Origin of the sequence: Fulvimarina uroteuthidis (assembly GCF_034321785.1) — a bacterium.
In the GTDB taxonomy this organism is placed as follows: Bacteria; Pseudomonadota; Alphaproteobacteria; order Rhizobiales; family Rhizobiaceae; genus Fulvimarina; species Fulvimarina uroteuthidis.
The window spans coordinates 333,602-351,729 of the sequence record NZ_JAXLPB010000001.1 but is presented as its reverse complement, the minus strand read 5'-3'; the positions used below and the strand labels follow the sequence as shown (position 1 = coordinate 351,729).

The following is an 18,128-nucleotide window of genomic DNA, read 5'->3' as shown; positions in this document are numbered from 1 at the left end:
CTCAGCCGGTCCAGCTCTTTGAGTTCACCTCTACCGTGCGAGCTGGCGCTATGGGAACGTGCTGCAGGGCATTAGGCACGATCGAATCGGGCTTCTGATGTATCGCGGGATCCAATAAATCGGGGCGCCGCCCCGAGAGTTCTGCGAGCAGCGCATCTTTCGATAAGGCAACCTGATTGATCGGAATGCAGGGATCAAAACTAGGCCATACGCGCTCGACCCCGGAAGCCCTGCGGCGACGGAGAATAATAATTGGATTTAGCCCTCCTTTGATCTCAATACGCGAGATATTCTCCCAGCCGATCTCCCGCCATCCTGTAATTGATTTCACCCGGGCTTCCTTGTTGGTGAAGATCGCGATCGTTCCTGAATTACCAAGTCGAAGAAAGTGGAAGCCGTAAAGGAGCAGGTACGCGGCGACGGACAGAAAGATCGAGGCTCGGACGATCGGTGGCAAATCGTCTACCCACGCGAACCTGTTTGAACCCGAAACCCAATCTGGATCCAGCGATGAGTAGCAGAGCACAGCCAGCCATACAGAAATCACTAAAATGGCAACGCCCGCGAGGCTGAGTCTGCCTTGTTTGGCGGGAATGCTGATCATGTCTCGATTGGTTTCGTTCATGACACCCATTTCATATCGTTCTGGCTATGTCCGTCCCTACAGTAGCCTGCCCGAAAGAAGATGGTCTGCAAACCACCACCTATCCCAGTCCTTCGTATGCTCCGTTTCTGAAACACTTTCATTATATTCGGCTTCATCGATACAAGGTCCACGCGAGAACCGGTCGCGCTCGACCGGATCGCAGTGGCGATGGGTCTGAAACCGAGCCCTCGAACACCGCCCTTGAACGCAAACGCCGATCAGCGTATATCAACTGCATATTCTCTGCGGTGTATCGAGAGAGTGGGTCCACCCGGTCCCGCTCTTTTTTGTTATCGGGGCTTTGGTTGGCCCCATCTCAAATCCCGGCGGCCCGATGCCGAGCGCTGCAGATCATCTGACAACATGCCTGCCGCTCTTTCGCGCCGGGCTTATTTTGAAGAGCAGCTGGAACAGATTTGACTGAGCGTCAGGAACGAATCGTTACCGAAGACGGTATGGAAGCCAAGATTGCCGCGATCGTCGAGCCGGCGATCGAAGCCGCGGGCTATCGCCTCGTGCGCGTCCGCATCTCGAACATGAACGGCAAGACGGTCCAGATCATGGCCGAGCGGCCGGACGGGACCATGGATGTCGAGGGCTGCGAGGCCGTCTCGCGGGCCATTTCGCCGGTGCTCGAAGCCGACGATCCGATCGATGGCGCCTACCATCTCGAGCTGTCCTCGCCGGGCATCGATCGTCCGCTGGTGCGCGAATCGGATTTCGAGACCTGGGCGGGCTTTCTCATGAAGCTCGAGACCTCGCGCCTCGTGAACGAGCGCAAGCGCTATCGCGGCAAGGTCGTGAAGGTCGAGAACAAGGTGATCACCGTCGAGCGCGACCAGCCGGCCTATGGCGAGCCGGCGTCCGTCGAGATCCCCCTCGACGCGATCGCCGAAGCGCGCCTCATCCTGACCGACGACCTGATCGAGGCGTCGCTCAAGGCCGACAAGGCGCGGCGCAAGGGGCGCGGCGACGTCGAGCTGGACGACGAAGCGGATGACGAGACGGGCGGGCGCCCGTCCCATTGATCGGACATGACGGCGCGCCGGACACGGCGCGCGGCAAGGCCCGGCGCTTTCGCCGGTACATGGACAAGAATTCGAGATCCCGGCCGCGCCGTTTTTGTCCGGCCGGATCCTGATCGGAAGGACGACAAGATGGTAGTGAGTGCGAACAGGCTCGAGCTTCTGCAGATTGCGGATGCCGTCGCGCGTGAAAAGACGATCGACCGCGAGATCGTGATCGAGGCGATGGCCGATGCGATTCAGAAGGCGGCGCGCAGCCGCTACGGCCAGGAAACCAACATTCGCTGCGACATCAACACCAAGACCGGTGAAATGAAGCTTCAGCGTCTTCTTGAGGTGGTCGAGGAGGTCGAGGACCCCAACACCCAGATCTATCTGGAGCTTGCGCGCGACAAGAACCCCGACGCAGAGCCCGGCGACTTCATCGCCGAGCAGCTTCCCCCGATGGATTTCGGCCGCATCGCGGCTCAGTCGGCCAAGCAGGTCATCGTCCAGAAGGTGCGTGAAGCCGAGCGCGACATGCAGTTCGACGAGTACAAGGACCGGGTCGGCGAGATCATCAACGGCGCGGTCAAGCGCGTCGAGTACGGCAACGTCATCGTCGATCTCGGCAAGGGCGAGGCGATCATCCGTCGCGACGAGCAGATCCCGCGCGAACTCTACCGTCCGGGCGACCGGGTGCGCGCCTATGTCTACGACGTGCGCCGCGAGCCGCGCGGGCCGCAGATCTTCCTGTCGCGCACCCATCCGCAGTTCATGGCGAAGCTCTTCACCATGGAAGTGCCGGAAATCTACGACGGCATCATCACGCTGAAGTCGGTCGCCCGCGATCCCGGCTCGCGCGCCAAGATCGCCGTGATCTCGTCCGACAGCTCCGTCGACCCGGTCGGCGCCTGCGTCGGCATGCGCGGAAGCCGCGTCCAGGCCGTCGTCGCTGAGTTGCAGGGCGAGAAGATCGACATCATTCCCTGGTCGCCCGATGCCGCCTCCTTCATCGTCAACGCGCTTCAGCCGGCGGAAGTCTCTAAGGTGGTTCTCGACGAGGATGCCGAGCGCATCGAGGTCGTCGTTCCCGACGACCAGCTGTCGCTGGCGATCGGTCGCCGCGGCCAGAACGTGCGTCTCGCCTCCCAGCTCACCGGCTGGGACATCGACATCATGACGGAGGAAGAAGAATCCGAGCGCCGCCAGAAGGAATTCACAGAGCGCTCGGCAGTCTTCATGGATGCTCTCAACGTCGACGAGATGGTCGGCCAGCTTCTGGCTTCCGAAGGCTTTGCGACCGTCGAGGAAGTTGCCTATGTTGATGCGGAGGAAGTCTCCTCGATCGAGGGCTTCGACGAGGACACCGCCGAGGAACTCCAGAGCCGGGCGCGGGAATATCTCGATCGCCGCGAGGCCGGTTTCGATGCCCGGCGCGTCGAGCTCGGCGTGGCGGACGAACTGCGCGAGATCCCGGGCCTGACGACCGAGATGCTGGTGGCGCTCGGCGAGGACGGCACGAAGACGGTCGAGGATTTCGCCGGCTATGCGGTCGACGATCTGTGCGGCTGGAGCGAGCGGGCCAAGGGCGAGACGAAGCGCTTCGAGGGCACCTTGAGCAAGTTCGACGTGAGTCGCGCCGATGCCGAGCAGATGGTCCTCGCCGCCCGCCTCAAGGCCGGCTGGATCACCGAGTCGGATCTGGCGAGCGACGTCGAGGAGAGCGAAGAGAACGAGACCGAAGGCGCGGCTGCCTGAGGTCCCGGGCGAACGAATCGGTGATCGGGTTCACCGACACGGCTTCGAGGCACGAGACGAATGATCGCGGCCATGGATGAGACGACCAACGAGGAGGACATGGTCCTGAACGACCGGACCTGCATCGTCAGTCGGGAGAAATCCGATCCCGACCGGTTGATCCGGTTCGTTCTCGGGCCGGGGTCTGAGGTGGTTGCCGACCTTCGGCGGCGCCTGCCGGGCCGGGGCGCCCATGTCAGATGCGACCGGACCCTGGTCGCGGAGGCGATGCGTCGCAAGCTGTTCGCGCGGGCGTTCCGCGCGGAGGTCAAGGGGCCGGCCGATCTCGCCGGCGACGTGGACAGGCTGCTCGTCAGATCCGCGCTCGGCGCGCTCGGCATGGCCAAGAAGGCCGGACAGGTCGTCACGGGCTCGGCCAAGGTCGAGATGGCGGCCCGTTCGGGCGAGGCGATCCTGATTCTGCACGCCCTGGAGGCGAGCGAGGACGGGCGAAGAAAGATTACCGCCGCGCGCTATGCCGGCGCGGACGGCGTGATGGAGGATGCCGTCCCCGTCGCCAGTCCGTTAACCGGTGAAGAAATGGATTTGGCGCTTGGGGGGGGAAATGTGATACATGCGGCGATCCTTTCCGGTGATGCGGGGTCGGCCGCCGAGAAACGCTTTCGAGCGCTCTTGGAATATCGGGGTGAAAGCCCTCGGGACCGATGACGTGGAAGCGGATGTTTAAAGCGCAGGGCGAGGTCCAGCGATGAATTGAACTGAGATTGGGAACGCACCCTTGCGAGGCGGCATTCCCCCAAAAGAACGGGCGCGACGAATGTTCCGCGCCAAGAAACGGAAGCATAGATGAGCGATACCAAGTCCGGCGACGACAAGACGCTGAGCGTAAACCAGAAGAAGACCCTGTCCTTGAAGCGTGGCGGAAACGAACCCGGCACCGTCAGGCAGAACTTTTCCCATGGGCGCACCAAGAACGTCGTGGTCGAGACGAAGAAGCGGCGCGTCACCCGGCCCGAGGCGGGCGAGACGGCGGCTCCTTCCGTCGCAGCAGGGTTGAAGCCGAGGGCTCCGGAGGTCGCGACGCCGGCTCCGACGATCGCCCAGGCGCCCCAGAAGCCGGTGGAGACGCTGGCGCCGACGACCGCTCCAGGTGGCGTGACGCCGCCGGCCGCGCGTCCGCAGGCGCCGAGCGGCAAGCCGCGCAATATCGAATTCGCCAAGCCGCAGGCGCCCAAGGCCGAGCCGGTCGCCGAAACGCCGCAGAGCGCGGCGGACGAAGCGCCGAAGGCCGTGGCCGACGCAAAGCCGGCCGAAGCGCCGTCGCCGGAGGCAAGCGCGCCGGTAGAGGCGGTTGCAGCGCCGAAGGTCGAGCCATCCGCGTCGGAGGCGAAGGCTGACGTCGCAACGCCTGCGCCGAGCGCCGAGGCGAAGACCGCAGCGCCGGCAACGCCGGCCGCTCCGGGGCGTGCTCCCGCGCAGCCAGCCGGCCGCACGCAGGCACCATCGGCTCGTCCGGGCCAGAACGCGCCGCGCGGTCGCGACGATCGTCGTCCGGACAGCCAGCAGAATCGCGGGCCCAACCGTCCGGGCGGACGGGACGATCGTCGTCCCTCCAATACGGGGGCAGCGCCCGGCCAGCGTCCTCGCGGCGCCGTCCTGTCGGATCTGTCGTCGCGCGAGATGGATGCCCGTCGCCGGGCTCTCGAACTTGCAAAGCAGCGCGAAGTCGAGGCACGCCGCGTCTTCCAGGAGGACGAGGCCCGTCGCAAGTCCGAGGACGAGCGCCGTCAGCGCGAGCGGGCCGAGGCCGAGCAGCGTGCGGCGGAGGCCGCCGAGCGCCAGGCTCGCGAGGCCGAGGAAAGCCGCAAGGCCGAGGAAGACGCCAAGCGCAAGCCGGTTGCTGCAAAGCCCCGTGCCGGCGCGGCGCCCGCGCAGCCCGATCCGATGTCACCCGCGGACGCGGAAGCCGCACTGGCACGCGGCACGCGCCCCGATGCCCGCCGCAAGGGCGTCGACGACGAGGATGCCCGCGGCGGCGTCCGTTCGCGCAAGAGCGGAGCCAAGGCCCCGGCCGAAGCGCCGCGCGCGGCCAAGACCCCGGCCGATCGCCGCCGGGGCAAGCTGACGCTCGACAAGGCGCTGTCGGGTGACGATGGCGGACGCGGACGTTCGCTGTCCTCGATCCGCCGCCGCCAGGAAAAGTTCAAACGGTCGCAGCAGAGCGTGCCGAGAGAGAAGATTTCGCGCGTCGTGGTTATTCCGGAAACGATCACCATCCAGGAACTCGCCAACCGCATGTCGGAGCGTGCCGTCGACGTCATCAAGTACCTCATGAAAGAGGGACAGATGATGAAGCCAGGCGATATCATCGACCAGGATCTGGCCGAGATCATCGCCGGCGAGTTCGGCCACACGGTGGAACGCGTCGCTGAATCCGACGTCGAGGAAGGCATCTTCAACGTCGAGGACAAGAGCGAGAACCTCCAGACCCGGCCGCCGGTCGTCACGATCATGGGCCATGTCGACCACGGCAAGACCAGCCTTCTGGACGCCATCCGCAAGACGCGCGTCGCATCGGGCGAATCGGGTGGCATCACCCAGCATATCGGCGCCTACCAGGTGGAGCAGGACGGGCAGAAGATCTCGTTCATCGATACGCCCGGCCACGCCGCCTTCACCTCGATGCGGGCCCGCGGCGCGCAGGCGACGGACATCGCGGTCCTCGTCGTCGCAGCCGACGACAGCGTGATGCCGCAGACCATCGAGTCCATCAATCACGCGAAGGCGGCCGGCGTGCCGATCATCGTGGCGATCAACAAGATGGACAAGCCGGAAGCCGATGCCGCGAAGGTCCGGTCGGGCCTTCTGCAGTACGAGGTGTTCGTGGAATCCATGGGCGGTGAAGTTCTCGACGTCGAGGTCTCGGCCAAGACCGGCGAGAACCTCGACAAGCTGCTCGAGGCGATCCTGCTGCAGGCCGAACTGATCGATCTGAAGGCCGATCCGAACCGGACCGCCGAGGGTGTCGTCATCGAGGCGCAGCTCGACAAGGGCCGTGGCCCGGTCGCGACCGTTCTGGTGCAGACCGGTACCTTGCGTCGCGGCGACATCGTCGTGGCCGGCGACGAATGGGGCCGCGTGCGCGCCCTCGTCGACGACAAGGGCGATCAGCATAAGGAGGCAGCGCCCTCCATGCCGATCGAAGTGCTCGGCATGAACGGGACGCCGCAGGCCGGCGACCGCTTCGCCGTCGTCGAATCGGAGGCCAAGGCCCGCGAGATCTCCGAATACCGCCAGCGCGTGACCCGCGAGAAGCAGGTGGCCAAGTCCGCCGGCCAGCGCGGTTCGCTCGAGCAGATGATGAGCCAGCTTCAGGATACCGGTCTCAAGACCTTCCCGCTGGTCATCAAGGGCGACGTGCAGGGTTCGATCGAGGCGATCGACAATGCGCTCGAGAAGCTCGGCACCGACGAGGTGCAGGCGCGCATCATCCATTCGGGTGCCGGCGCGATCACGGAATCGGATATCGCGCTCGCCGAGGCGTCCAAGGCCGCGATCATCGGCTTCAACGTGCGTGCCAACAAGCAGGCGCGCGAGGCCGCATCCCGCGACGGCATCGAGATCCGTTACTACAACGTGATCTACGACCTGGTGGACGACGTGAAGGATGCGATGTCCGGGCTGCTCTCGCCCGAGCGCCGCGAATCCTTCCTCGGCAATGCCGAGATCCGGGAGGTGTTCAACATCACCAAGGTCGGCAAGGTCGCCGGCTGTCTCGTCACCGAAGGCGAGGTCGAGCGTGGTGCGGGCGTCCGCCTCATCCGCGACAACGTCGTCATCCACGAGGGCACGCTCAAGACGCTCAAGCGCTTCAAGGACGAAGTCTCGAAAGTCCAGAGCGGCCAGGAGTGCGGCATGGCGTTCCAGAACTACGAGGATATTCGCGAAGGCGACATCATCGAGTGCTTCCGCGTGGAGCATGTCGCGCGAAGCCTCTAGGGCTTTTCGGGTCACGCAGGACCGAACGATACGAAGGGTGGGCGACAGTGTGTTGCCCACCCTTTTTCGTGCCGGGGCCCCGCCGGCCTTACGCGCCGCAAAGAGGTCGGTTAACGCATGCTCCGGAGCTGGGGGTGCTAAGCCTGCCGTTTCGTCTGGCCTTATGGCGCCGGGTCCATATGTGCTGACGAGAAATGCGGAACACGGGCAGGCCATCGCGCCCACCGGTTGCGCGACGCGAAGCATCAGGCGGAGAAAGCGCGAGAAGCATGGTCGCAACCGACATCGCAACACGGGTGTGGAACCACACCTTCAAGCTCGATCCGATCGTCCGCTCCCTGCTTGATACCGATTTCTACAAGCTCCTGATGCAGCAGATGGTGTTCGGTCTCTATCCCGATGTCCGGGCGACCTTCCAGCTCATCAACCGTACGGTCTCGGTGAAGCTTGCGCGGGAGATCGACGAGGAAGAGTTGCGCGCGCAGCTCGATTACGCGCGGACGCTGACCTTCACCAAACGGGAAATGATCTGGCTCGCCGGCAACTCGTTCTACGGGACCGGCCAGATCTTCAGACCGGATTATCTGGAATGGCTCGCCGATTTCCAACTTCCGCCCTACGAGTTGAAGAGCGTCGACGGTCAGTTCGAATTGATCTTCGAAGGTCCCTGGACCGACACCATGATGTGGGAGATCCCCGCGCTCGCCATCGTCAACGAGCTGCGTTCGCGCGCCGCGATGCGGACCTTCAAGCGGTTCGAGCTCGACATCGCCTATGCGCGGGCGAAGGCGAAGATGTGGGAGAAGGTCGAGCGGCTGCAATCCCTACCGGATCTGAAGATTTCCGATTTCGGAACGCGTCGGCGCCACTCGTTCCTCTGGCAGAGATGGTGCGTCGAGGCGCTGAAGGAGGGCCTCGGCCAGAGACTGATCGGCTCGTCGAACGTGCTTCTGGCGATGGAGACCGATCTCGAGGCGATCGGCACGAACGCCCACGAACTGCCGATGGTGATCGCGGCGCTCGCGCAAAGCGAGGCGGCCCTCAAGGCGGCCCCCTACAAGGTGCTCGAAGACTGGCAGAGCTATTATGGCGGCAATCTGCTGATCGTCCTGCCCGACACGTTCGGAACCGGCGGCTTTTTGCGCGATGCGCCCGACTGGCTTGCCGAATGGACGGGATTCCGGCCCGATTCCGCGCCGCCGATCGAGGGGGGCGAGGATATCATCGCCTGGTGGACATCCCGGGGCATCGATCCGCGCGAGCGCCTGATCGTGTTTTCCGACGGGCTCGATTCCGACACGATCGAAGAGGTCTACCACCATTTCCACGGACGGGTGCGCATGAGCTTCGGCTGGGGCACGAACCTTACCAACGACTTCCGGGACGTCGCGCCTGAACCCGCGACCGGGCTGGATGCGATTTCGCTGGTCTGCAAGGTGATCAGCGCCAACGGCCGGCCCGCCGTCAAGCTCTCCGACAACCCCGCCAAGGCGACCGGCGATCCGGACGCGGTGAAGCGCTATCTGGCGGTCTTCGGAAACCCGGACTACGGGTCCCGCAAGGTCTCTGTCTGAAGCGCCGAAGCCGGTTCAGGAATCCGGCCGGCCGGGCCGGCGGTCGCGAGCGTCGTCGCGCTCCGCATCGGCCTCGTGACGGGCTTCCGCGGGGCGCCCGCCATCCATTGTCGCGTCGTCGTCCTCGAACGCATCGGCGTCGAGAATTTCACTCTCGTCGAGATCGCTGTCGTCCGCCGATTGCGCGGCACCTGCCGCCAGCACGGCCAGCGCGCCCTTCTTAGGTGGGACGACGATCGTCGCCGGCCTGATTCTGAGCTTGGCGATCCGGTTCTTGTCGCGCTTGAGAACGGTGAACCGCTTCTGGAAGAAGGTGAAGGCCTGGCGTTCCTCGGGGATCGTTCCGGTCTCGTGGATGACGAGGCCGGCAATGGTGACGGCTTCCTCGTCCGGCAGGTTCCAGTCGAGCGCCCGGTTCAGGTCGCGGATCGGGATCTGGCCGTCGACGACGACGGAGCCGTCCGCCTCGGTCGTCACGCCCTGCATGTCGAGATCGTGTTCGTCGGCAATGTTGCCGACGATCTCTTCCAGAATGTCCTCGAGCGTGATGAGACCCTCGACCTCGCCATATTCGTCGACGACCACCGCGAAATGGGTCTTGCGGCGCAGGAACGCGTTGAGCTGGTCCTGCAGGGTCGTGGTTTCGGGCACGAACCAAGGGCTGGAGCAGACTTTCAGAATGTCGATGCGCGAGGGATCGTTGTCGACCTCGTGCAGGGCGCGCAGGAGATCCTTGGCATGCACGATGCCGACGATATTGTCGTAGTGGCCGCGCCAGACGGGCATGCGCGTATAGGGGCTTTCCAGGATCTGCCGGACGATGTCGGACGGCGAGTCCTCCGCATTGACCTGCCGCATGCCCGTGCGGTGGACCATGACGTCCGAGACTTCGAGCTCGTGGAGATCGAGCAGACCCCCCAGCCTGTTGCGATCGGCGTTGACGAGCGAGCCCTCGCGGTGAAGCACCTCGACGGCGCCGCGCAGTTCCTCGTGCGCGGTGAGCAGCGACGCCGAGGAGTCGCGGCCGGCACCCAGCAGTCTGAGAAGCTGGCGCACGATGCCGTTGACGATGCGGGTGAGGGGTCCGAGCAGCGCCACGACGATCGAGACCGGGCGCGCGACCTTGAGCGCGAACCCGTCGGGCGAGGCGATGGCCGCAGATTTGGGCAGGACTTCCGCGAAGATCACGACGATGATGGTCATGCCGACCGTCGCATAGATGACGCCGGTCGAGCCGAAGATTCCGAGAAACGCGGTGGTGGCGAGCGAGGAGGCCAGAATGTTGACGAGGTTGTTTCCGATCAGGAGGGCCCCGATCAGCTTGTCGTTCTTCTCGATCAGCTTCTGCACCAGGGTCGCCCGGCTGTCGCCGTTCTTCTCGTAGCTCATCAGCCGGGCGCGGGAGACCGCCGTCAGCGCGGTTTCGGAACCGGAAAAGAAGGCCGAGCAGCAGATCAGCAGAAGGACGAATGCCAGCAGGATCCAGAGACCGAATGTCATGGGAGAAGTTCCTCAGCCAGGAAATCGCCGACGTCGGCCGGATCGACGTTGCGCGCGATGAAGGCCTTGCCGATGCCATGCGTCAAAATGAAGGTGAGGGCGCTGCGCGTGACCTTCTTGTCCTGGGCGATCGCGTCCATCAGATCGGCGATGGGCGGCGTCTCGCCGGCAATGTGCTGAATGCGCGTCGGAAGTCCGGCCGCCGCGAAATGCGCTTCCACCCGCCGCGCGTCCTCTTCCGGTGCAAGGCCCCTGGCGGCGCAGAACCGGTGCGCCAGGCAGATGCCGATCGCGACGCCCTCGCCATGGACGAGACGGCTCGCCTCGTAGCGCACGGTCTTTTCCAGCGCATGGCCGAAGGTGTGCCCGAGGTTCAGGAGGGCCCGGCTGTCCTGTTCGGTCTCGTCGGCGGCGACGACGGCGGCTTTCGCCTCGCAGGAGATCGCGATCGCGTCGATCAGCGCATCCGTGCCGGCGAAGATGTCCTCGCGGTTCGTCTCGAGCCATTCGAAGAAGTCCGGCCTGTCGATCAGGCCGTATTTGACGATTTCGGCATATCCGGCCGCAAATTCCCGCGGCGGAAGCGTGTCGAGAAGCGCGGTGTCGGCAAGGACGAGGGTCGGCTGGTGGAAGGCTCCGACGAGGTTCTTGCCCTGCGGCGAGTTGATCCCCGTCTTGCCGCCCACGGACGAATCGACCTGCGCCAGGAGGCTGGTCGGCATCTGCACGAAGCGCATGCCGCGGCGCACGACGGCGCTCGCAAAGCCCGCAAGATCGCCGATGACGCCGCCTCCGAAGGCGAGAACCGCATCGCCGCGCTCGAACCGCCCCTCGATGATAGCCTCGACGACGCGCGTCAGCCCCGCATAGGACTTGGTCGTCTCCCCAGCCGGCAGGACGATCGCGCGGTGCTCGACGCCGGCCGCATCCAGCGACAGGGTCAGGCGCTCGAGATGCAGGCGCGCGACGTTCTCGTCGGTCACGATCGCGGCGCGCGCGCCCGGCAGCAGCGCGGCGATGCGCGGACCGACCTCGTCGACAAGACCCGGCCCGATGACGATGTCGTAGGAGCGCTCGCCGAGCGCGACGCGGATCGTTCTTTGCGGGTGCGCGGGGGTGGTCGCGTTCATGGATCGATCAGTCCTCATGCGGTCGCTCGGCTGGTCAGGAAGCGCTGAACCGCCTCGGCGGCCTCGGCTGCGATGACCTCGCGTTTCACGTCGCGCGAGGCAATGGTGATGTCCGCCTCCGCATAGACCGGGTAGCGCTCGTCCATCAGCGTCTTCATCGTGGCCCTGGGATCGGCGGTCTTCAGAAGCGGCCGGTTGGAGCGCTTCATGACGCGCGTCATCAAGGTGTCGAGATCGGCCTTCAGCCAGACCGTGACCGCGTGCGTCTTCAGGTGCAGGCGCGTTTCGGGATTGATGTAGGCCCCGCCACCGGTGCCGAGCACCCGGGGGCCGTCCTGCACGAGGCGGGACACGACACGTGCCTCGAGCGCGCGGAATTCGGGTTCACCGTAGGCCTCGAAGAGTTCGGGAACGCTCATGCGCGAGACCTCCTCGATCTCATGGTCGCTGTCGGAGAACGGAAGGCCGAGGATCGCCGCAAGCCGGCGCCCGACCGTCGTCTTGCCGGCACCCATCAGCCCGACGAGCGCGATCGACCGGTCCCCCAGCCTGTCCCGGACGTCGGGAAATTCGAGCGTGGTCGAAGCCGATGTCATTGTGTTGCGTCTCTCCCCTCATCGATCCCGTGCATGCCTCATCGCTCCGGCGATCGCAAATGCTCCGTGGCATGGCGCGACGGGCGCGTGCGAGGCCGAAAGCCCAGTTATGCTTTGCAAATCCGGCGTGCCGCGATAGAAGCGTGGTCGATACACTGCCGCCCTCTTTTCAAACGCCGCTCCTTACAAGCAGCATCACGAAAATCGCCGAACGCCGCGATGCCGACCCTTTTCCGTCTTCTTACGATCCTCGCCCTCATTGCCGGCATCATCTACGGCATCATGGCCGCGCTCGTCTACTTCGTCGAGCCGACGCGCACCGAGCTGACGATCGACGTGCCGCTGAAGCCGTTGATCGCGATCGCGCCCAAGCGGCCGGCCGAGCCCGAACCCACATTCTCCGAGGGCAGCTCGCAGGCGGTCCCGCCGACCGTCGCGCCCGGCGAAGGCGATGGCGAACAATGAGCGCGACCGATCGGGAGACGCCGTTCGCCGGGCCGGGCGACGGCGCGCTGATCGAAGCGTTTCTGGAGATGATGGCGGTGGAGCGGGGGGCGGCCGACAACACGCTCGAGGCCTATGCCCGCGATCTCGAGGAGGCTTGCGGTTTCCTGCGCGCCCATGGCGGCCTGATGAAGGCCGACAGCGAGGCCGTCCGGGGCTATCTCGCCCATCTGTCGTCGCAAGGCCTTTCGGAGGCGACGCGATCGCGCAGGCTGTCGGCGCTCCGCCAGCTTTACCGGTTCCTCTACACCGAGGGCCAGCGCGGCGACGATCCCACCGGCACCATCGAGGGCGCCCGAAAGAAGCGTTCCTTGCCGAAGATCATGAGCGAGGCCGAGGTCGATCGCCTGCTGGAACTGGCCGAAACCGAAACGCGCAACGCCGCGCTCCTGCCGAGCGAGCGCATGCGGGCGGCTCGCCTGCGCGTGCTGGTCGAGCTGCTCTACGCAACGGGCCTGCGCGTGTCCGAGCTCGTATCCTTGCCCAGGAGCCTTCTGACCACGCGCGCGCGGACGATCACGGTGCTCGGCAAGGGCAACAAGGAGCGCATGGTGCCGATCGGCGCCCAGGCGCGCGAAGCGCTCGACGCCTATGCGCAGCTCGTCGCGGCCGACGGTCCGCGCGAGGGCGAGCCCTGGCTGTTTCCCGCCGATTCGCAAAGCGGCCATCTCAGCCGGCAGGTGTTCGCCCGGGAGCTGAAGGCGCTCGCGGCGCGGGCCGGGATCTCGGAAGCCAAGATCTCGCCGCATGTGCTGCGCCATGCCTTCGCCAGCCATCTCCTGCAGAACGGTGCCGACCTTCGGGCCGTGCAGGAACTGCTCGGGCATTCCGACATCTCCACCACGCAGATCTACACCCACGTCCTGGAAGAGCGCCTGCACAGGCTCGTCACCGAGCATCATCCCCTTTCGGTGGGGCGCGGCGACTGATAACAGACGGGCAAACTGATTTTTGACATCCTGACGGTGCCAACCTAGCTGCGTATGCGGCAAGCCAGCCAGCAGGCGAAGAGCGGAAACATATGTACAACTATCTGGATTTCGAACGGCCGGTCGCCGACCTGGAGGGCCAGATCCTCGAACTGCGGAAGATCGAAGCCGAAGACGGCGCGGTCGACGTCCACGAGGAGATCGAACGTCTCGAGGCGCGCTCCAGCGACGCGCTCGCAAACCTCTACCAGAAGCTGACTCCCTGGCAGAAGACGCAGGTCGCCCGCCATCCCGACCGCCCCCACTGCAACGACTACATCAAGCGCCTGATCACCGATTTCACGCCGCTCGCCGGCGACCGCTACTATGCCGAGGACTATGCGATGATCGCCGGCTTCGGCCGGCTCGACGGCCAGTCGATCGCGGTGATCGGCCAGGAAAAGGGCAACGACACCCAGACCCGGCTGAAGCACAATTTCGGCATGGCGCGGCCCGAAGGCTATCGCAAGGCCGTGCGCGTGATGGAGCTTGCCGAGCGGTTCGACATTCCGGTGCTGACCCTCGTCGACACCGCGGGCGCCTATCCCGGCATCGGCGCCGAGGAGCGTGGCCAGGCCGAGGCGATCGCGCGATCGATCGAGACCTGCCTCAACCTCACGGTGCCGATCGTTTCGCTGGTGCTGGGCGAGGGCGGCTCGGGCGGGGCCATCGCGATCGCGACCGCGAATCGGGTTTACATGCTCGAGCACGCGATCTATTCGGTGATTTCGCCCGAAGCGGGCGCCTCGATTCTGTGGCGCGACGCGACGCGGGCGAAGGACGTCGCCCAGGCGATGAAAATCACCGCGCAGGATCTGAAGGATCTCGGCATCATCGACGCGATCATCGAGGAGCCCCTCGGCGGCGCCCACCGCGATCCGTCCGGCGCCATCGAGGCGGCCGCGGAGACGATTCGCGTCGGCTTTTCAGAGCTTTCCGGTCTGGACGGCCCGGCGCTGAAGCGCGAGCGCCGCGAGAAATTCCTGGCCATCGGTCGCGATCTCTGAGGGTCGTTGTCCGGCCGCAACACATCGCTCTTGCGTTACGTTGCGTCGCGCTGCCTAAATATAGCCGCGGTTGTGCGACCCTTTGGGTCGGCCGGGCTCGCCTCCGTCGCTGCTTCAGCGCCGAGTGAGCAGGCCAGGGCGGATGGGATGTCTTAAGGACCTCTTAATCCGCTTCTGAGAGGATGAGGGGAACGCGTAAGGAGCCGGCCATCTGCCGATGCTCTTCACGTGATGCGATCGGGCGGGCCGCAAGGCCGGTCCATGTCGCGGACAAGACAGAGCGCGGGTAACGGCTATGGGGATGGCCGCCCCGCGCTCCTCTTCGGGGATTGAAGAACCATGATCGTTCGCCGCATCCTGACCGGGGCCGTGCTCGCAGCCGCGATGTTCGCCGTTTCGGCGTGCAAATATTCCGACCTGATCCCGGCCGAGGCGCCGCTTCCGGCCGCACTCGTCAAGGCGATCCAGGCCAACGGGATGGGCGTCAACTCGCCGATCCTCGTTCGCCTCTTCAAGGAAGAATCGGACCTCGAAATCTGGAAGCAGAAGACCGACGGCACCTATGCGCTGCTGAAGACATACGAGATCTGCGCCTGGTCGGGAAAGCTCGGCCCGAAGAAGGCGGAGGGCGACCGCCAGGCTCCGGAAGGCTTCTACAACGTCAATCCAAGCCAGCTGAACCCGAATTCGAGCTATCATCTGGCGATCAACATGGGTTACCCGAACACCTATGATCGCGCCAACGGCCGCACCGGCAGCCATCTGATGATCCACGGCTCCTGCAGCTCGATGGGCTGCTATGCGATGGACGACGAGCAGGTGCAGGAAATCTACGGCCTTGCGCGGCATTCGTTCCAGGGCGGCCAGCGCAACTTCCAGATCCAGGCCTATCCCTTCCGCATGACGCCGAAGAACATGGCCCGTCACCGCAATTCCGAGCATTACGAGTTCTGGAAGATGCTCAAGAAGGGCTCGGACTATTTCGAGGTCACGCGCAAGCCGCCGCATGTCGGCGTCTGCGACCGTTCCTACGTGTTCGACCAGAGTGCGGCGACGGTCGCGACGCTCGACCCGACGGGGCCTTGCCCGAGCTTCGCCCTGCCGGAGCCCGTCATCGCCAAGCATTACGGCGAGGACAGCAAGGTCGAGGAACTCGTCTCGACGATGAGCGAAAGCGATTTCGCGCAGTCTGCGACCTTCAGCTACCGCACGGGCGAGAAGATCTCCGCCGGGGCCTATGCGGCAGAGCAGCACCGCCGCGCAGGCTACGACAAGGACGGAAAGCGGATCCGCTCCGGCATTGCAAGCTTCATGAACCGCTAGGCGCCGGACATTCTTCCAGCCAGGTTCGAGGCCGGTCATCGGAAACGATGGCCGGCTTTTTCGTATCACGCGCCTGAACGGATCTCGAGAGCGGAGGATCCGTCGATCTCGAAGCGACGGGGCCCGGCGCGCCCGCCCCGGCGCACACGGTCGACGCCGATCGTCTGGCCGCTGATTTCCCGGATCATCGTCCTGCACTCATAACGAGAATTTTACTGTTCGACTCGCGCTATGGGTGCATATAACGGTTGCATTCACCCACCGAGGATTGAGCCATGAGCACACCCAAAGCGCCTTATTATTACAAGACGAGCACCGACGTTTATCATTGGGAGACGTCCTGCGATCTGAACAATTACCCGGCACCTGGCTGGGAGAAAACGAACACCAAGCCCTCCAGCCGCGAGCAGTGCAACCGGTGCCAGTCCAAGTGATCGCACCATGAGAGAACGCAAACGGGCTCCGCATTCCAGCGGAGCCCGTTTGCGTTTCGGGGTCCTCGAAGAAAGCGGCGGCCTTCAGAGTTCGCCCCGGCCCATGCGGCCGGCGATGTGATCGGCCTGGCGCAACGCCAGGGAGACGATCGTCAGCGTCGGGTTTTCGGCCGCGCCGGTCGTGAACTGGGACCCGTCCGAGACGAACAGGTTGGGAATGTCGTGCGACTGGCCGTAGCGGTTCACGACGCCGTCTTCGGGCTTCTCGCTCATGCGATTGGTGCCGAGATTGTGGGTCGAGGGGTAGGGCGGCGTGCGGATGGTGCGGATCGCGCCGACCGCCTCGTAGATCGCCTCGCTCTGCCGATAGGCATGCTCGCGCATGGCGACATCGTTGGCATGGTCGGAGAAGTGCACGTTCGGGATCGGCAAGCCGTAGGCGTCGGTCTCCTCGGCGAGCGTGATGCGGTTTTCGGCGCGCGGCATATCTTCGCCGACGATCCACAGGCCAGCCATGTTGCGATACTGGTCGAGCGCGCCGGAGAACTCGGAACCCCAGGCGCCCGGATCCATGAACGCCGCCATGAAGGGAATGCCGAGCGACACCGTCTCCAGTTCGTAGCCGCCGACGAAGCCGCGCGAGGGATCGTGCCGCGCCTCGTCGCGCACGATGCCGGCCATGGTGGTGCCGCGATACATGTGCACCGGCTTTTCGAAGACCGCGTAGACCGAGCCGGTGGTGTGGCGCATGTAGTTGCGGCCGACCTGGCCGGACGAGTTGGCCAAGCCGTCCGGAAACATCGAGGAATGGGAGTTCAGGAGAAGGCGCGGGCTCTCGATCGAGTTGCCGGCGACCGCGACGATGCGGGCCTTCTGACGCTGCTCGCGGCCCTCCTTGTCGGCATAGACGACGCCGGTGACCTTGCCGGACGCATCGTGCTCGATGCGCATGACATGGCTGTCCGGTCGCACTTCGAGGCGCCCCGTGGCCTCGCCCTTCGGAATCTCGGACACAAGGGTCGACCATTTGGCGCCGGACTTGCAGCCCTGGAAGCAGAATCCGATCTGCATGCAGGAGGCGCGATCGTCCCGCGGCTCCGAATTGATGGCCATGTTGCCGGTGTGGACTTCCTTGTAGCCGAGCTTCTTGGCGCCCGCCTCCAGCACCTTGAAATTGTTGTTGCCCGGAAGCCCCGGAATGCCGTTCGTGCGGGTCACGCCCATACGGTCCTCCGCCTTGGCGTACCAGGGCTCCATCTCCGCCAGATCGATCGGCCAGTCGAGGAGGTTGGCGCCTTCCAGTTCACCGTAATGGGTTCGGGTCTTGAACTCATGCTCCTGGAAGCGCAGCGACGCGCCGGCCCAGTGGACCGAGGACCCGCCGACCGCCTTGACGATCCAGGCCGGAAGGTTCGGAAAGTCCTTCGAGACCCGCCAGTCGCCCGACGTCATCCGCTTGTCCTTCCAGGCAAGCTGGTTGAACGAATCCCATTCGTCGTTGATGAAGTCCCAGGTCTCGTGCCGCGAGCCGGCCTCAAGGATGACGACGTCGATCCCCTTCATGGCGAGTTCCGCCCCGAGCGTGCCGCCGCCCGCGCCGGAGCCGACGACGACGACGACGCTGGAATCATTATGGTCATAAGGTGCTGGCATGATGTCTCCTCCCGAAGCGACTGCGTCCA

Annotated in this window: 15 protein-coding genes; 10 read left to right on the top strand and 5 right to left on the bottom strand. The window is 64.9% G+C overall.

From position 1 onward, the window contains the following. Position 1: 1 nt before the first annotated feature. Positions 2–625: a hypothetical protein gene (locus U0C82_RS01595; protein WP_322185215.1), complete on the bottom strand. Its 624-nt coding sequence runs from the start codon at positions 623–625 to the stop codon at positions 2–4. A gap of 476 nt (positions 626–1,101) precedes the next feature. On the opposite strand from U0C82_RS01595, the gene rimP reads away from it, so the two are divergent. From rimP to pncB, 5 genes are all read left to right on the top strand, one after another. Beyond that, on the top strand, positions 1,102–1,674 hold the full coding sequence (gene rimP / locus U0C82_RS01590; protein ID WP_416186599.1) for a ribosome maturation factor RimP: 573 nt from the start codon (positions 1,102–1,104) through the stop codon (positions 1,672–1,674). A 129-nt stretch (positions 1,675–1,803) separates the two neighbouring features. After that, positions 1,804–3,411: a transcription termination factor NusA gene (gene nusA / locus U0C82_RS01585; RefSeq protein WP_322185211.1), complete on the top strand. Its 1,608-nt coding sequence runs from the start codon at positions 1,804–1,806 to the stop codon at positions 3,409–3,411. 72 nt (positions 3,412–3,483) lie between these two features. Next, positions 3,484–4,119, top strand: a complete 636-nt coding sequence (locus U0C82_RS01580) for an RNA-binding protein (RefSeq protein WP_322185209.1) — start codon at positions 3,484–3,486, stop codon at positions 4,117–4,119. Between the two features lie 138 nt (positions 4,120–4,257). Continuing rightward, complete coding sequence (gene infB / locus U0C82_RS01575; protein ID WP_322185207.1) at positions 4,258–7,410, top strand: translation initiation factor IF-2; 3,153 nt, start codon at positions 4,258–4,260, stop codon at positions 7,408–7,410. Between the two features lie 269 nt (positions 7,411–7,679). Further along, a complete protein-coding gene (pncB, locus tag U0C82_RS01570; protein ID WP_322185205.1) occupies positions 7,680–8,984 on the top strand; it encodes a nicotinate phosphoribosyltransferase in 1,305 nt (434 codons plus the stop codon). 15 nt (positions 8,985–8,999) lie between these two features. Here the strand turns inward: pncB and U0C82_RS01565 are convergent, their stop codons facing one another. The 3 genes from U0C82_RS01565 to U0C82_RS01555 are packed head-to-tail and all read right to left on the bottom strand — an operon-like array spanning position 9,000 to position 12,210. Beyond that, complete coding sequence (locus U0C82_RS01565) at positions 9,000–10,484, bottom strand: HlyC/CorC family transporter (RefSeq protein ID WP_322185203.1); 1,485 nt, start codon at positions 10,482–10,484, stop codon at positions 9,000–9,002. Then, positions 10,481–11,614: a 3-dehydroquinate synthase gene (gene aroB / locus U0C82_RS01560; RefSeq protein ID WP_322185201.1), complete on the bottom strand. Its 1,134-nt coding sequence runs from the start codon at positions 11,612–11,614 to the stop codon at positions 10,481–10,483. The genes U0C82_RS01565 and aroB overlap by 4 nt, the downstream gene beginning before the upstream one ends. Before the next feature lie 14 nt (positions 11,615–11,628). Further along, on the bottom strand, positions 11,629–12,210 hold the full coding sequence (locus U0C82_RS01555) for a shikimate kinase (protein ID WP_322185199.1): 582 nt from the start codon (positions 12,208–12,210) through the stop codon (positions 11,629–11,631). Between the two features lie 219 nt (positions 12,211–12,429). On the opposite strand from U0C82_RS01555, the gene U0C82_RS01550 reads away from it, so the two are divergent. The 5 genes from U0C82_RS01550 (at position 12,430) to U0C82_RS01530 (ending at position 16,446) form a co-directional block, all read left to right on the top strand. Beyond that, positions 12,430–12,675 carry a hypothetical protein gene (locus U0C82_RS01550; protein WP_322185197.1) on the top strand — a complete coding sequence of 82 codons (246 nt, stop codon included), beginning with the start codon at positions 12,430–12,432 and terminating at the stop codon, positions 12,673–12,675. Further along, positions 12,672–13,643, top strand: a complete 972-nt coding sequence (locus U0C82_RS01545) for a site-specific tyrosine recombinase XerD (RefSeq protein ID WP_322185195.1) — start codon at positions 12,672–12,674, stop codon at positions 13,641–13,643. The genes U0C82_RS01550 and U0C82_RS01545 overlap by 4 nt, the downstream gene beginning before the upstream one ends. A gap of 92 nt (positions 13,644–13,735) precedes the next feature. After that, on the top strand, positions 13,736–14,689 hold the full coding sequence (locus U0C82_RS01540; protein WP_322185194.1) for an acetyl-CoA carboxylase carboxyltransferase subunit alpha: 954 nt from the start codon (positions 13,736–13,738) through the stop codon (positions 14,687–14,689). Positions 14,690–15,028: 339 nt separating this feature from the next. Continuing rightward, complete coding sequence (locus tag U0C82_RS01535) at positions 15,029–16,012, top strand: murein L,D-transpeptidase family protein (protein WP_322185192.1); 984 nt, start codon at positions 15,029–15,031, stop codon at positions 16,010–16,012. Positions 16,013–16,287: 275 nt separating this feature from the next. After that, entirely contained in the window at positions 16,288–16,446 is a 159-nt protein-coding gene (locus U0C82_RS01530; RefSeq protein WP_322185190.1) for a hypothetical protein, read from the top strand. An 84-nt stretch (positions 16,447–16,530) separates the two neighbouring features. On the opposite strand, the gene U0C82_RS01525 is transcribed toward U0C82_RS01530, so the two are convergent. Next, positions 16,531–18,099, bottom strand: coding sequence for a GMC family oxidoreductase (locus U0C82_RS01525; RefSeq protein WP_322185188.1), 1,569 nt, complete (start codon positions 18,097–18,099; stop codon positions 16,531–16,533). Positions 18,100–18,128 lie beyond the last annotated feature (29 nt).